We start from the raw sequence: 15,009 nt of genomic DNA on the forward strand, positions 1-15,009 counted from the left end.
TACTCTCACTTGCACACCGATCGATGAAGCCAGTCCGTCTTCCCGCCGCCGCTACATTGGCATTGCCGCGCTGGGCCCTGTTTGCCCTCGGCCTGCTGTACATCCTGCCTGGCCTGCTCGGCCGCGATCCGTGGAAGAACGACGATGCCGCCAGCTTCGGCATCATGTGGACGATGGCCCACGGCACCTGGCAGGACTGGCTGTGGCCCAACATCGCCGGCTATTCGTGGCCGGAGGAAGGCCCGCTGGCGTTCTGGCTGGGCGCCATCGGCATCAAGCTGTTCGGCTGGCTGCTGGGCGACGTGCTGGCCGCGCGCGTGGGCACCGTCGGCATCTTCCTGCTGGGCGTGCTGTCGCTGTGGTACGCCACCTTCAATCTGGGCCGGCGCCAGGACGCGCAACCGCTGCGCCTGGCCTTCGGCGGCCAACCGGAGCCGGACGACTTCGGCCGCACGCTGGCCGACGCCGCCGTACTGATCTACCTCGGCTGCCTGGGCCTGCTGCTGCACAGTCACGAGACCACGTCCGAGGCGCTACAGGTGTCGCTGGTGGCGCTGCTGCTGTACCGCACCGTGCGCTACGTCGAAGGCCCGTCGCTGCGCAACGCCGCGCTGAGCGGCCTGGCGGTCGGCCTGCTGACCTTGACGCGCGGCTGGGTCACGCCGGTGATGCTGATGCTGTCCCTGTTCGCCTGCACCCGTTTGCTCAACCAGCCCGCCATCCGCGCCGTGCGCGACCTGGGCGCCACCATCGCCGTCGGCGGCGCCGTGGCCGCGCTGTGGCTGCTGCCGGCGCAGCTGCTGCAGCCCTACCACCACCTGCCGCTGAACGCCTGGCTGGCCTGGAACCTGGACCTGTTCGGCCTGCCGAGCCGGCTGTCGCTCAAATTCTTCTTCCGCGTCGGCGTCTGGTTCTTCTGGCCGGCCTGGCCATTCGCCGGCTGGGCCGTGTGGGCCTGGCGCCGCCAGCGCCTGGCGCTGCACATCGTCGTGCCGCTGGCCTTCGTCACCATGGGCGCGCTGCTGACCTTGTTCAACGACGCACCCGAGCAGGGCCAGCTGCTGGTGCTGCTGCCGCCGCTGGCGATCATGGCCGCCTTCGGCCTGCTGACGATGAAGCGCGGCGCCATCAACGCCATCGACTGGTTCTCGGTGATGGCGCTGACCTTGTGCGCGGCCGTGATCTGGGTGTTCTGGATCGCCAAGCTGACCGGCTGGCCGGCGCAGGCCGCCAAGAACGCGCTCAAGCTGGTGCCGGGCTTCCACCCGGAGCTGGGCTGGATCGCGCTGCTGGTGGCGCTGGCGGCCACCGCCGGCTGGTTCGCGCTGGTGCACTGGCGCATCTCGCGCCAGCCGGCCGTGCTGTGGCGCGCCGTGGTGCTGTCGTCCGGCGGCCTGATCCTGATCTGGATCCTGCTGATGACCTTGTTCCTGCCGGACGTCAACTATTCGAAGAGCTATGCCAGCGTGGCGCGCCAGATCGCCGAGAAGCTGCCGCCGGACGCCGGCTGCATCGCCACCAACGTCGGCCCGGCCCAGCGCGCCTCGTTTGCCTATTACGCGCACCTGCCGTTCGAGGGTGTCGAAGGCGGCCGCTGCAACCTGTTGCTGCTACAAGACAGCATCAAGCTGCGCGACGACCGCGAGATCCTGCCCGAGCATCGCGGCAAGCAGTGGGTGCTGTTGTGGGAAGGCCGCCGTCCGGCCGACCGCGAGGAACGCTTCCGCCTGTACCGCCGCGCTGATTAATCGTCCGCAGGCACGGCTGGGCGGCGGTGTTGCCGCTCAATTAGCATTGCTGCTATGCTTTTATTCAGAAAGCGGCCAGCCCATGCGTGTTACCACCCTGTCATTTGTCCTGTCCTTCATCCAGTCGGCTGCCGGCCTCGGCGCCGCGCAGGCCGCGCCGCTGACCATCACCACTGAACACTCGCCGCCGGCCAGCATGCTGGGCCAGGACGGCGTGACCGGCCGCGAGACCGACAAGATCCGCGAGATGATGGCGCGCACCCGCACCGACTACAAGATCGACCTGCTGCCGTGGAAGCGCGCCTACGTGATGGCGCTGAACCAGCCGCAGACGTGCGTGTACTCGACCTCGCGCACGCCGGAGCGCGAGCGCCTGTTCAAATGGGTGGGTCCGACCGACGAGGCCGAATGGCAGTTCTGGGGCCGCATCGACCACGAGTTCCCGCTCAAGACGATGGAAGACGCGCGCAAGCTGCGCATCGGCACCTACAACGGCGACGCGCTGGGCGACTATCTGCGCGACCAGGGTTACACCGTCGACCCGGTCAGCAACAATATGGTCAATCCGGAAAAGCTGCTGCTCAACCGCATCGACCTGTGGGCCGTCGCCATGCGCACCGGCGTGGTGGGAAGCAATCAGTTCCTATGGTCGGACAAGCTGGCGCCGCTGCTGGTGTTCAACCGCGTCAAGGTCTACCTTGCCTGCAACCAGTCGGTGCCGGACGAACTGGTCGCCCGGCTCAACGCGGCGCTGGCCGACATGCGCCGCGACGGCACCTTCGCCCGCCTGGAACACAAATACGAACACTGGCCCCAGCAGTCCAAGCCATGAACGGCCATCAACGCTTGGCCATGACCATGGTGTTGGCCGGCAGATGGGCGGCCATCGGCAGGCGCTCGTAGTTGTTGATGGTCAGCGTGTCGCCGGCTTCGGTGAACTTCATGCGGGCGCCGGTGTCGGTCACGAACTCGGCGGGACCGGTGGCGAAGATCTCCACTTTGGGCTGGCCCTTGACCTGCGCGTAGTAGTGGCCGACGCGGTTGCTGAAGCGCAGCATGTCGCCATTGCTCAGCTTGTATGCGTACAGGTATTCGCTGAACTCGCTCGGCTCGATGTGGTAACGCGGTGCGCTGATTTTCACGCTCTCGCTGGCGGCTTCCTGGGCGGCCGAGGCCGGTGCGGCGGAAGCGATGGAGGCGATGGACAAAGCAGCGGCTACAGCCAGACTCAACAGAGTGGTTTTCATGGTGGTGCTCCAATAAGTTTTAAGTTGCGTAGTTCAAAGGAGCCGCCGCTGCATAAGGGGTTCAGCGGTAGGGCAGGATCAGAATAGCACCGGCTCCGGGCGACTACAGGGCAATGCGACGAACTGGCATTTCGCGGGAATAAATCGCGTTACAGCGCGACGAAATGCATACGGCTGAGTGATCAGCGGCGTGCCAGCATCATGGTGTTGGCAGGCAGGTCGCCGGCCAGCGGCAGCTTCTCGAAATTCGAGATGCCGATGGTCTCCGCCTCGTCGCGGAATTCGAAGCGCGTGCCGGCGTCGGTGACGAATACGCCCTTGGCCACCGGGAAGATCTCGACGCGGTCGCCGTGATTCAGCTGGGTGTAATAGTGGGCCATGCGCTGGCTGAATTCGACCACCTGTCCGTTCGTCAATTGATACGATTTTTTGTAGTCATGGAAGTCTTCCTGCATCATGTGATAGCTGCCTGGCGTGGCCTTGATGTGGACGCTGGTATCGGCGGCGTGGGCAAGCGACATCGAGCTCAGGACAAGGGCGGCGCCGATGCTGGACAGGGTGGTTTTCATGGTGTGCTCCGTAAGATTGTGAAGTGATAAATACTGCCGGGGAGCCACCGCTGTATTCATGGATCAGCGGTAGACAGGTGCAGATTAACAAACACCCTCGCGCCGGCTCGGGCGTATGCGACGGGCGGTCGAACCGCGTGCGCCAATGGCAAAAAAGCGCGACAAGCGGTGCGCGCGGCAACCAGAAAACAGCCGGCCCTGTTGCGCCGCGAAGTTTTTTTTCGGCAGGGCCGTCACAAACTCCCGCGGGCCAGCTATAGTCCCTATATGAGTTGCCTTACAGCATGTTTGTTTCGCAATATTGATTGCAACACCCCGGCAGCGCCCCACCTCGCGCGCCGGCCATAGCGGCCTCGGCTGCTGCGCCCCATCCCCGCGCTTCAGCCCGACATCAGCCGCACAGCCTCAGGTTGGACAGCGTCTATGTTTACTCTTCACAAACTTCAATCCGCGTTGCGTAACAATTACGTGCGCGCCGGACTGGCCGTGCTGGCCGTCGCGATCGCCGTGCTGCTCAGCTGGCGCATCGAGGTGCCGCAGGACGCCAGCCCGATGCTGCGCTCGCAGGACATCTCGCAGATCACCGCGCTGCCGGCCGAGCGCGAGCGCCTGGAATACCTGATGATCGCGGCGCCGCTGTCGGAAGCGCCGCGCTACGTGTTCAAGCTGCGCGACGATCCGCTGCTGTACGTGGTCAAGGTGCCGGCCAATACGCACCAGAGCCTGGAACGCGAAGTCCTGCTGCGCAACAACATCCCCTACGCCATCGCGCGCGACGACTACCTGGCGTCGCACAAGGCGGTGCTGCAGGACGAGGACGACAGCACGCTGTCGCGCGTGGGCGTGTTCCTGCGCCGCCACGCGGTCGACATCCTGCTGGTCGGCCTGGCGCTGTTCGTGGTGCGCCACGGCTTGCCCGGCATGGGCGTGTCGGCCACCGTGCTCAACCCCCAGCAGCTGGCCGGCAGCATGGACGACCTGATCGGCATGGAAGACATCAAGCAGGAAGTGCTGCACCTGGAAGACATGATCCGCAACCGCGCGGTGTACCGCGAACACGATATCGACAAGCCGTTCAACGTCATGCTGACCGGCCCGGCCGGCACCGGCAAGACCAAGCTGGCCGGCTACCTGGCCAAGCGCCTGAACGTGCCGCTGATCCAGGCCTCGGCCTCGGCGCTGGAGTCGGGCTATATCGGCGGCGGCTCCAAGGCGCTGCACGCGCTGCACCGCAAGGCTTGCGCGCGCGGCAGCTGCATCATCTTCCTCGACGAGGCGCAGACGCTGTTCGCGCCGCGCGGCCGCGGCGAAAAGAAATGGGAGGACGACACCGCCAACACGCTGCTGGGCCTGCTCGACGGCGTGCGCAGCGACAAGGGCGCCGGCGTCATCTGGATAGTCGCCTCCAACTTCGACGACGCCTCGTCGCAGATGGACGAGGCGATGCTGCGCCGTTTCTCGGTCAAGATCAATTTCCGCCTGCCGAACAAGAGCGAGCGGCGCGAGCTGCTGCGCAGCTTCCTGTCGCGCAAGGCCGACGGCTGCGTGGCCTGGGACCGGCTCAACCTCGACCACGTGGCCGAGATCACCGCCAACCTCAGCCCGGCGGTGCTGCGGACGGTGGTCGAGCGCGCCAGCATGATCGCGATCCAGGAGCACACGGTCATCGACACCGACCTGATGTTCCGCGCCTTCGAGCGCGCCACCATCGGCCTGACCGACCGCGCCACCACCGCCGAGAAGACCCGCCAGCGCGAGCGCGTGGCCCTGCACGAGCTGGGCCACTTCTTCATGCAGATCGACCCGTGGCTGCGCCAGGGCATGCCGCTGGCGCAGGTCAAGGAACGCTCGCCGCTGCTGAAGATCAGCACCGAGTCGGTGTCCAAGCTGGGCGCGCTGGGCTACGTGCTGTCGGCGTCGGACGACGTCGCGCTGCGCACGCTGGAGGAGCTGGAGCGCGACGTCATCCAGCTGTATGGCGGCGTGGCGGCGGAGGAATTGTTCTACGGCGCGCGCGGCATCTCGGTCGGCAGCCAGAACGATATCCAGAAGGCCACCTCGATGCTGGACATGATGGTCAACCAGCTGTCGATGTATTCGCGTTCGAAACTGGATTACCGCCAGTTCAAGAACCAGGAGCGCGATCTCGACCAGGTGCAGGCCAAGGCCGATGAGCTGTACACCTACACGCTGCAGGCTATCGCCGACTACCGCGTGCAGATCGGCGAGCTGAAGGAGGTGCTGATGGAGCAGTACGTTCTATCGAAAGACGCCATCTTCGCGCTGCTGGAAAGGCAGAACCTGGACCTCGCACACCCAGCCTAGAGGCCGGGGCAGCCTGCGTGCAAGCGCAATGCCGGCGAACGCGCCGGCGGATACGCCGGCGCGATTGCAGCTGCTGCTTCAAGGTAGCTAGCCGCAGTTCCAGCGCGTCCAGCCGCTGCGGCACGGCGTCGAGCCGTTGCTCCAAGGCGCAGAGCTGACGCTCAACAACGTCGAGACGTGCAGCACAGCCAACCAGTTCGATGCGCATTTCCATGCCGCCTCCCCGACCATCAGGAAGCAATTATCTGTCCGCGGCAGGCAGGCGCCGATTGATCTGCATCCAGGTGCGCTCAAAAACCTAGACCTTCATCGGCAGGATCACCATCTGCAAACCTTCCAGGTGTAGCCGGCGCTGGGCCGCCAGCGCCGCCTGGTTGTGCAGCAGCCGCGTGAACCAGTTGTCGGACGAGAAGATCAGCTTGCTGGTAAAGAAGATCGCATGCGGGAACTCGCGGCTGATTTCCTCGCACATGCGGGTCACCTCGTCGACCGCGTCGGTGCCGAAGCCCAGATAGGACGAGGCCGCCATACCGTGGCTGTGGCAGAAGTCGACGAAGAACTCCAGCGTCTCGGCCGCCTCCTCGCGCATCTGCTCCAGCGCGCCCTCGCCGCCGTAGGCATGCGAATCGACGGTGCGCGCATTGACGAACAAAAAATTCTTGAAGTGATTGGGGAACATGCGCTGCACCCACAGCAGCGCGTGCAGGCCGCCGCCGCGCGAGGTGCCGACGATGAACACGGCGGTCTGCGCCTCCGGATCCGGTTCGATCTCTTCCGTGTTGGGACCGAACGGCTGGCTGGCGAACACCTCGTCGACCGAGTGGATCGCCTGCTTGGTGGCGCGGTAATGCTTGCGGATCAGCACGCACAGGCCGGCGATGGCGCCGATGATCAGCGCGGTCGCCCAGCCGCCCTCGGTAAAGCGCTTGACCAGCAGGATCGCCAGGATGCCGGCGCAAATGACGAAGCCGATGGCCGACAGCAGCAGCCGGCGCTTCCACTGCGTGCCCTTGCTGCGGTTGCGCGACCAGTACAGCACCAGGCCGAACAGCGAAATGGCGAAGGTCAGGAACACGGAAATCGAATACAGCACCACCAGCAGTGTCACGCTGCCGCCGGTGCCCCACAGCACGGCCAGTGCCGCGATGCCCATCACCAGGATGCCGTTCTGCGTCACCAGCCGCGTCGACAGGTAGCGAAACTTGTGCGGCACCCACGAATCGGCCGCCATGTTCGACAGCACCGACGGCCCGCCGAGGAAGCCGGTATTGGCCGCCACGAACAGCAAGCCGGCCTCGAACGCCAGCACGATCACCAGCAGCATCTGGTTGACCACCTCGCCGCCCAGTCCCATGCTGGCGATGATGGTCTTGAAGGTGGACGCGTTGAGCGTCTCGCCGGGCATCGGATGGGCATCCCACAGCAGGTACAGCAGGATGATGCCGCCGGCCGTGAACGCCAGCGACAGCGCCATGTACAGCATCGTCATCTTGCCGGTGCGCACGCGCGGCTCGGCCAGCAGGTTGACGTTGTTCGACACCGCCTCCAGGCCGGTGTAGGTGCCGCCGCCCTGCGAGTACGCCAGCAGCAACATGCCGGCCACGCCGATCCAGCCGATCTCGCCGGCCAGCTTGCCGGTGTCGGCCATGGTGTTCGGTATCAGCGCCGGCAGATGGGAGGCATGGGCGAAAATGCCATAAACGATTAACACCAGATGGGTGGCGACGAAGCCGAGGAAGATCGGCAGCAGGATCTGGATCGCCTCCTTCAGGCCACGCAGGTTCATCACGATCAGCAGGCCGATGAAGAACACCTCGGCCCACAGCTTGTAGGGCTGGAATCCCAGCGGCAGGAACGACGCCAGCGCGTCGACGCCGGAGGCGATCGAGATGGCGATGGTCAGCACATAATCGAGTATCAGCGCGCAGCCGGAGATCAGGCCCAGGTAGGGGCCGACCAGCTTGGTGGCGACGCGGTAGCCGCCACCGCCGGTGGGAAACAGTTCGATCACCTGGTTGTAGGCCAGTGCGATGATGAACACCGTCACGGCGGTGGCGATGGCCATGTAGAGGCCGAGATGGGTGTGCGTGCCCAGCGCGCGGAAGGTTTCCTCGGGGCCGTAGGCGGAGGAAGACAGGCCGTCGGCGCCCAGTCCGACCCAGGCCAGGAAGGCCACCAGCGCCATCGAGTGACGGGTTTCGCTCTTCATCGGATCGAGCGGTTTCCCCAGGATAATCTCGCGTATCTTATTGTTTTTCATGCATCTGCTGCCGGCGCGGAACCGGCGGAAGCTGGTGGTAGCCGAGATGATACTCGCTTCGCGGCGGCAGAAATACTTATCGAAATATAAAAATTTCGTAGCATGGGTTGCGGCGGGGGGGCAAATCGGGGATAATGCGGGTCGCGTTGCCTCGGTGGTGGAACTGGTAGACGCAGCGGACTCAAAATCCGCCGCCGCAAGGCGTGCCGGTTCGATTCCGGCCCGAGGCACCAATCGTTACAATCCATGTAACCCAGTATCAGTCAAGAACCCGCCCCTCTCCTATGACGGCGGGTTTTTTATTGGCTAAGCCCGTCTCTCCCTGAATCCCACAAACTTTGATTTTTGACGGTATTTCTTACGGTAGGTTTGCTAGGCTAAATCCGTATACCGTCACAGAGCGAGGCAGCGATGGCTTTGACAGACACATTCGTGAAAACGGTCAGACCGGTCAAGGCAGCCCGCCACAAATATTCCGACGGCGACGGCATATTCTCCTCCATGCGTGGAATGACGGTGAATTATGGCTCTGCCTGCTCGCTGAAGTTTTTGTGGCCAGACAAACATGTCGCCGTTACCGCGAGATCCGGGTGGATCTTATGTTTTTTAACAAACCCATCAGAATAATGCGCAAACTCCCCGGGAAGCTTGACACGAATAAAGATGCAAAATAGTCTACTTATTTAGAGCATCGCCCTGGCGATCATAATTTAAGAGACGGCAATGAGAAACAGCTTCCAAAAGAAGACGCTGCTTGCGGCGGCTTTGTTCTATTCCACCCTCAGCGCCCACGCTCAGCAAACCACGGCACCGGAGACAGCACAGCGCGTGGTCGTCACCGGCCAGAAAAACGCATCCGGCTGGTTCAAGGCCGTCAGCCAGCACTTCATTGTTTTCTCCAACACCAGCAACGACGACGTCCGGCAGCTGCTGGACAATATGGAAAAGCTGGACTACGTGCTGCGGATTTATACCCACGACTTCATCAGCGCCAGCCCTTCGCGGCAAAAAATGACGCTGTATTACCACGACGGCATGGTGGGCTTCAACGCGGCCGTCCGGGACGAGCCGGAAGAGGCCGTCGGCCTCTACAACAGCTGCGGCGGGGGCGTACAGGGCTACGGCGTCCAGCTGGAGCGCGTGGCGAGTTTGAGCAATCCGCAACTGGCGAAGCATGCGCTCAACAACACCCTGTCCTACGCTTTCGAGGCGTATGCGCGCCACTTCCTTTATCGCTATACCGATATCCGCTCGCCGTCCTCTTACATCGATGGCTTTGCCCAATACTTTTCGGCGCTGCGCTTCACCGACAATCAAATGTCACTCGGCCGGGTGCCGCGCGGCGTGTCGCGCTATATCTATTTCATCGACAGCGGCCACAGCTACCGCCTGAAATACCAGGACATCCTCGACCAGGCCGAGACCAAGGATCCGCTGCCGGCCGAGCGTCTCGAATTCCTGGCCAAGTCCTGGGTGCTGACCCATTACATGATGTCGTCCATCGACAACCAGTCGAAGCGGAACAAGTACCTCAACCTCGTGCACCAGGACGTCCCCGCCGGCAAAGCCTTCGAGGAGGCCTTCGGCGTGAAGGTGACCGACCTTGACACCGCGATGTGGCGTTACCGGCTCAAGGGGGTGGAGGTGAACCAGGTGGAGATACCCGAACTTCCGGTCGCCTCGATCGAGTTCACAAGCCTGCCTGAAGCGGTCACCGACTTCGTGCTGGCCGAGGCCGCCCTGGCGTCGTGCCCGGATAAAAAAGCCGGCCTGGCCTTGCTGCGGACAGTGACCCAGCATCCGGGCGGCATACCGAATAACGACGCGGCCAGGCTTACCGTGAGCCGGGCGCAGATCAACTGGGGCAATGCCGGGGACGCGCTGCCCTATCTGACCGAAGCCACGCGCAAGGACGGCGGCAATGTCGAGGCGCTCACGCTGCTCGGCCTGGCGAATCTGCGACTGGCCGAGCAGCACAAGGATGCGGAGCGCGCCGCATATTTACAGGCCGCGGGCGCGCATCTGTCGCGCGCGCGCAGCCTGGCCCCAAAATCGGCCGAGGCGGCGTTCGCGTTTTACCAGGTGCAGATGCGCGCGGACGCTCAACCGAGCCAGCAGGCATTGGACGCGGCGATCTCCGCCTGGCACAACGCGCACGAGGTCAACCAGTACGCGCGCTCGGCTGCGCTGGCGCTGGCCTATCTTGGACGTGGTCCGGAAGCGGACAACGCCTTGACGCTGCTGGCGCATAATGCGCGCGATCCCGACATGGCCGGTTGGGCGAAAACCTGGCAAGCCAGGCTGTCCACCCGCGTCGCCCGCGCCGATCTGGTGGCGGAAATGCGCAACGAAACCTCCGGCCCGTTCAAGGAATGGACCGTCGCCAGCGAAGACCTGATGCGGATTGTGGAATACAACGCGGGGATTGAAGACAGCCGCAAATATCTCGACGCGCTGCGCATGTCCAGCCCGATATCGGAGAAAAGTCAGCTTATTACTCCGAACAGGAGATAGCAGACTCCACAATCAATCCATACCACCGTCCATCTAATCTCGCGACCCAAGCAAGCTTGAGAGCACCGGCAACGCCGCCAGATTGGCAATGGCGGCGTAAGCCTGATCCGCGGGATGGGTTCCATCCACCGTTGCCCCCGGCGCCCAGTAGCTGCCGGCGGCATTTGTCGGATCAAAGACGCCCGCGACGTTCGGATCAATGCTGGCAATGCCGCGCAGCGCTCGCACCTTGTTCACGACCCCCTGGCGTCGGCCTTCTGTTCCGGCGCCGCTGTAAGGCACCGGGGCGACCAGCACCGGGACCGTACTGCCGTTATAGCAGGTATCGGCGAAGTCCAGGGCGCGGGCAAATTCAGCTGAGTTGACAGCGTCGCTGACAGGGCTGTCGTTGGGCGTATAAACGGGATACACCGAAATCGTCGGGTGCAGCAGCGCCATCAGATCCTTGGCGCGCTGCAGATAAGTCGCCGATGGCTGCGATCCGATGCCCGCGTTGACAAATCCCACCGGCCGGTTGACGTTGGCGAGCCCCAACGCTGAACGCGTGACCCAGGCGCCCGCCGAATTCATGGCGTTGTTGGTCGTGGTGTCGCCCCCCGCGCCCAAGCCCTTGATGATGGAATCGCCGGTGAACAGAATCAGGTCTGCGCTGCCCCGGGTACGAAAAGCCAGTCCGAAAATCCTGACGTCTTTGGAGCCTCCCGCAGCGCTCCAGGTGGCCGTCATCTGGGCCGGCTGGCTCACGCCATCCACGCCCCATTGCGCCGTTTGATACCACTCGTACGGCGACAGCAATGTGCTGAATTTATGACTCTCGTCGATTGAGCTGAAGGTGAACATGCTGGTGCTTCGATTATTAAAATAAGCACTGGCCATCACCAGCGGAAATCCTCCCGGCTTGTCCAGGCGGTCAATGCTGGACAGCGCGATGAAGTCGGACAAGGCGACGGCTGGCCGCATCAGGCTGCCCGCAGGCAGCGTGACGGAGCCCTGCCCGTTCCAGGTCACCGGCAACCAACCTTTTTGTGTTCCGACAGCCGCCAAAGCGTTGTACTCCTGCCCTCCGACGGAGGGTATGGTCTTGCTGCGATCGGTATCGGATCGCTCTGTGACGGCCAGCGCGGCGCCATCGACCACCGCCTCCACGGTAGCGATATTGATAGCAAACATCGCTACCGCATCAAAATGCCCGGGTGCGGCGACAAGCAGGCGTTGCGTCACAGTTTGGAGGTCATTCCAGGCAGGCATCAGGGGAATAAAGGCACTGGTGACAGAAGGTCGTCGCTTCATTGGAACCTTATTAAATTAAATGGAAGAAATATTATAATAATATAAAAACCATTCCAAAACCGTGTACCTTTAATCTGCCGCGTAAGCCAGCGTGGACGGCAGCACCAGATGCCATTGGGTGCCGCCGGCGCCGCTGGTCAAGGTCAGCGCGGCGCCAATCCGAACCGCGCGTTCGCGCATGCCTATCATGCCGAAGTGGCCGCTCAGGTGGCCAGCTTGCTGCACTTCCGCGGCGATGCCATGGCCGTTGTCGCAGATCGTCATCGTGAATTCATCCTTGCCATAAGTGACGCCGAACGTGACTTCCGTCGCGCCGGCATGGCGCGCCGCGTTCAGCAGGGCTTCGCGCGCGATCGCGAACAGCTCTTCAAACACCACCGGATGGAAGCGCAGCGCCTTGCCGCCGCATTGCGTCACCAGCATCGTGCCTTCGCCGTACTCGCCGCGCACGGCCACGCTCACCGCCGCCACCAGCTCGGGCTGGCGCAGCGTGCTCAGGCGTAGTCCCTGCACGCGGTCGCGTCCCTCGGCCAGCGCCTGTTCCGCCAGTTGCAGGGAGCGCTCCATCTCCTCCTTGGCCGGCTCGTCGGCGGGCAGGCGCTGGAACGCCATGTGGATTTTCAGGATCAAGCCGTGCACCGTTTGCAGGAAGGTGTCGTGCAGCTCGCGTGAGATGCGTTCGCGTTCGTCGAGCCGCTCCTCGAAGCGTGCGCGGATCTGCCGGTCCACCTGCGCCAGCCGCAGTTTGTACAGTCCCCACAGCGCCATGCCGAACAGCGTGACGCACAGCGCGCGGAACCATTCGGTCTGGTACGGCGCCGGCTCGACGACGAATTGCGCGGTCGTCTCGCCGCTGCTCCACACGCCGTCGTTATTGGCCGCCCGCACCTTGAAGCGGTACTCGCCCGGCGGCAGGTCGGTGTAGGTGGTGCTGCGGCTGGTGCCGGCCTCCTGCCAGTCGCCGTCGACGCCGTCGAGCCGATAGCGGAACCGCATCCGCTCCGGCATCGTCAGGCTCAGCGCGGTGTAGTCGATCTGCACGCGGGACGGATGGGGCGGCAGCCTGGCGACCGCGCCATCGTCCAGCGGGTAGACCACGCCGCCCGACGTGATGCGGCGTATGAGCACCGGTGGCGGCAAGGTGTTCTTGTGCGCCCGGGCCGGATCCAGCCAGAACACGCCGGCGGTGGTGGTGAACCACAGCCTGGCGTCGCTGCCGGCCACGGCGGACGGCAGCGGCGCGCTTTGCGTGGCCACGCCGCGCAGGCCGTCCTTGTGATCGAGGCGCTGGAAGCGCACGCGATAGCCGGGATCGCGCGCCGCACGCTCCAGCTCCGCGTCGTCGATGGCGGTGATGCCGGCGATGCCGTTCATCCACAGCGTGCCCCGCGCATGGAACATGCCGGAGACGCCGTACAAGCCATCCCCGCCCACGCCGGTCACGCGATGGAACTTCGCGCCGTCGAAGCGGAACAAGCCGTTCTCGCCGCTGACCAGCATGTCCTTGCCGACCTGCAGCATCTGCAGCGCGACGCCAACCTGCAGGCCGTCGGCCTCGCCGAACACGCGCAGCCTGCCCTGGTCCAGCACCGCAACGCCCTTTGTGCCCAGGCCCAGCCACATGCGTCCCTCATTGTCGCGGTACAGCAGGTTGGCGAGAGTCGGCTCGGGCACGCCGGCGGGCCGCAGCCACGCGCCGTCGTGCAACTGGTAGACGCCGCGGCTGCGCACTGCGACCCACACATCGCCGGCGCGGTCGCGCGCGATGCTGTAGATATTCAGTCGCGGCGGCAGATTGTCCGGCAAGGGCAGGCGCTCGCGCTTGCCGCCCTGTTCATGCCACAGGCCGCTGCGCGTCGCGGTCCACAGGCTGTCCGGCGTTTCGCGCCACAGCACGGTCACCTCGTCCAGGTCGGATTCGCTTTCCGGCGGCAGCGTGGCGAAAGCGGCGCGCTGCGGCGCGGCCAGCAGCGTCTTGCCAACCCACAGTCCGCCGTCCGGGGCCGAGGCGATGGTGGCGCTGTCGCCATGCACCTGCGGCAGCGCCACGCCGGACAACAGCTGCGGCCGGAAGCGGTCCAGTCCGTTCTCGGTGCCGATCCAGACATTGCCCTCGCGGTCCTGCAGGATGAAGTTGGGCACCGCCCCGCTCAGGCCCTGCGCCATGCCGAAGTTTGCGCTGGCGCCTTCCGGGCCGACCCGCACCACGCCGGTATCGCCGACCACCCACAGATGCCGGCCATCGCGCTCGAACAACATGGTGCCGCCGGCGTAGCGCGGCGCCGGCCAGCCGGGCGGCGGCCGACCCACGCCGGGCCCGGCCAGCGCCGTGACGTCGGCCTTCGGTCCGCCCACGCTCCACACGGTGCCGTCCGGCCCCTGCGTCAGCCGGCCTATGCCGGCAGGACCGGCGAACTTGGCGAACTCGGATGTCCCCGCCGCCAGCTCGTAGGCGCCGCTCTCGCACTGCGCCCACAGGTTGCGCTGGCGGTCGCGCAACAGGGTGCACATGGTTTCCGGCGCCTTGAACTGCGGCCCGGCCTTTGCCCAGCGCTTACCATCGAACAGCCACAAGCCGCGCGCCGTGGCCAGCCACACGCGGCCGGCGGCATCCTCCTCGAAATCCACCGAGCTGCTGGGCGGCAAACCGTCTTCCTGGCCGTAGTTGCGGACCTTGCCGTTCTGCCAGACGCTGGCGCCGCCGTGCCGGTAGCCTATCCACAGCGCGCCGGATTCGAGCAGACGCATGCCCCATAAATTGTTGGAACGGAAGCGCTCGCCCTTGCCTTCGAAGCGCTCGAAGGTCACGCCGTCAAAACGGTACAGGCCGCTCGACGCGGCCAGCCACAGCCAGCCGTCCGGCGTCTGCGTCATCGCGATGATATAGGGCGGCGCGCCGTCCTTGGCGGTCCAGCTGGTGTGGTGGGCATCGATGGGGAGCGGCGATGCGGCGGCGGTCGTGCAGCAGGCCAGCAGCAGCGCGCAGGCCGCGCGGTCAATCCAGGTGCTAAGTTTCATGACGCCATTCTATCCGCTTAGTCCCTGTCTTCGGGGGA

At 64.6% G+C, this 15,009-nt stretch carries 9 protein-coding genes and 1 tRNA gene; 5 read left to right on the forward strand and 5 right to left on the reverse strand.

All coding sequences use genetic code 11. The features are described from left to right. Positions 1–23 precede the first annotated feature (23 nt). Together ACSQ3S_RS30385 and ACSQ3S_RS30390 are read left to right on the forward strand one after the other, a co-directional pair. Positions 24–1,748, forward strand: a complete 1,725-nt coding sequence (locus tag ACSQ3S_RS30385) for an ArnT family glycosyltransferase (protein ID WP_436144702.1) — start codon at positions 24–26, stop codon at positions 1,746–1,748. Positions 1,749–1,830: 82 nt separating this feature from the next. Continuing rightward, complete coding sequence (locus tag ACSQ3S_RS30390) at positions 1,831–2,580, forward strand: substrate-binding periplasmic protein (RefSeq protein ID WP_436144703.1); 750 nt, start codon at positions 1,831–1,833, stop codon at positions 2,578–2,580. Positions 2,581–2,587: 7 nt separating this feature from the next. On the opposite strand, the gene ACSQ3S_RS30395 is transcribed toward ACSQ3S_RS30390, so the two are convergent. Then, positions 2,588–2,995: a gel scht gene (locus ACSQ3S_RS30395; protein WP_176652344.1), complete on the reverse strand. Its 408-nt coding sequence runs from the start codon at positions 2,993–2,995 to the stop codon at positions 2,588–2,590. A gap of 182 nt (positions 2,996–3,177) precedes the next feature. Further along, positions 3,178–3,564 carry a gel scht gene (locus ACSQ3S_RS30400; RefSeq protein WP_436144704.1) on the reverse strand — a complete coding sequence of 129 codons (387 nt, stop codon included), beginning with the start codon at positions 3,562–3,564 and terminating at the stop codon, positions 3,178–3,180. A gap of 423 nt (positions 3,565–3,987) precedes the next feature. Between ACSQ3S_RS30400 and ACSQ3S_RS30405 the strand changes: the two genes are divergently transcribed. Beyond that, entirely contained in the window at positions 3,988–5,889 is a 1,902-nt protein-coding gene (locus ACSQ3S_RS30405; RefSeq protein ID WP_436144705.1) for an AAA family ATPase, read from the forward strand. A 298-nt stretch (positions 5,890–6,187) separates the two neighbouring features. Here ACSQ3S_RS30405 and ACSQ3S_RS30410 read toward each other — a convergent pair whose 3' ends face one another. Continuing rightward, entirely contained in the window at positions 6,188–8,149 is a 1,962-nt protein-coding gene (locus ACSQ3S_RS30410) for an amino acid permease (RefSeq protein WP_436144706.1), read from the reverse strand. A 148-nt stretch (positions 8,150–8,297) separates the two neighbouring features. Between ACSQ3S_RS30410 and ACSQ3S_RS30415 the strand changes: the two genes are divergently transcribed. After that, a tRNA-Leu gene (locus ACSQ3S_RS30415) sits at positions 8,298–8,382 on the forward strand. Between the two features lie 490 nt (positions 8,383–8,872). Further along, complete coding sequence (locus tag ACSQ3S_RS30420) at positions 8,873–10,663, forward strand: hypothetical protein (RefSeq protein ID WP_436144707.1); 1,791 nt, start codon at positions 8,873–8,875, stop codon at positions 10,661–10,663. A gap of 33 nt (positions 10,664–10,696) precedes the next feature. Here the strand turns inward: ACSQ3S_RS30420 and ACSQ3S_RS30425 are convergent, their stop codons facing one another. Continuing rightward, positions 10,697–11,953 carry an SGNH/GDSL hydrolase family protein gene (locus tag ACSQ3S_RS30425; RefSeq protein ID WP_436144708.1) on the reverse strand — a complete coding sequence of 419 codons (1,257 nt, stop codon included), beginning with the start codon at positions 11,951–11,953 and terminating at the stop codon, positions 10,697–10,699. 69 nt (positions 11,954–12,022) lie between these two features. Further along, a complete protein-coding gene (locus ACSQ3S_RS30430) occupies positions 12,023–14,971 on the reverse strand; it encodes a triple tyrosine motif-containing protein (protein ID WP_436144709.1) in 2,949 nt (982 codons plus the stop codon). Positions 14,972–15,009 lie beyond the last annotated feature (38 nt).

The sequence above is a fragment of the Duganella sp. LjRoot269 genome (assembly GCF_964254095.1).
GTDB lineage: Bacteria > Pseudomonadota > Gammaproteobacteria > Burkholderiales > Burkholderiaceae_D > Rugamonas > Rugamonas hordei.

Excerpts from the sequence above, each read along its gene's own strand:
- ACSQ3S_RS30385 (WP_436144702.1), top strand. The coding sequence starts at position 24 with ATGAAGCCAGTCCGTCTTCCCGCCGCCGCTACATTGGCATTGCCGCGC.
- ACSQ3S_RS30420 (WP_436144707.1), top strand. The coding sequence starts at position 8,873 with ATGAGAAACAGCTTCCAAAAGAAGACGCTGCTTGCGGCGGCTTTGTTC.
- ACSQ3S_RS30395 (WP_176652344.1), bottom strand. The coding sequence starts at position 2,995 with ATGAAAACCACTCTGTTGAGTCTGGCTGTAGCCGCTGCTTTGTCCATC.
- ACSQ3S_RS30400 (WP_436144704.1), bottom strand. The coding sequence starts at position 3,564 with ATGAAAACCACCCTGTCCAGCATCGGCGCCGCCCTTGTCCTGAGCTCG.
- ACSQ3S_RS30390 (WP_436144703.1), top strand. The coding sequence starts at position 1,831 with ATGCGTGTTACCACCCTGTCATTTGTCCTGTCCTTCATCCAGTCGGCT.
- ACSQ3S_RS30410 (WP_436144706.1), bottom strand. The coding sequence starts at position 8,149 with ATGAAAAACAATAAGATACGCGAGATTATCCTGGGGAAACCGCTCGAT.
- ACSQ3S_RS30430 (WP_436144709.1), bottom strand. The coding sequence starts at position 14,971 with ATGAAACTTAGCACCTGGATTGACCGCGCGGCCTGCGCGCTGCTGCTG.
- ACSQ3S_RS30405 (WP_436144705.1), top strand. The coding sequence starts at position 3,988 with ATGTTTACTCTTCACAAACTTCAATCCGCGTTGCGTAACAATTACGTG.
- ACSQ3S_RS30425 (WP_436144708.1), bottom strand. The coding sequence starts at position 11,953 with ATGAAGCGACGACCTTCTGTCACCAGTGCCTTTATTCCCCTGATGCCT.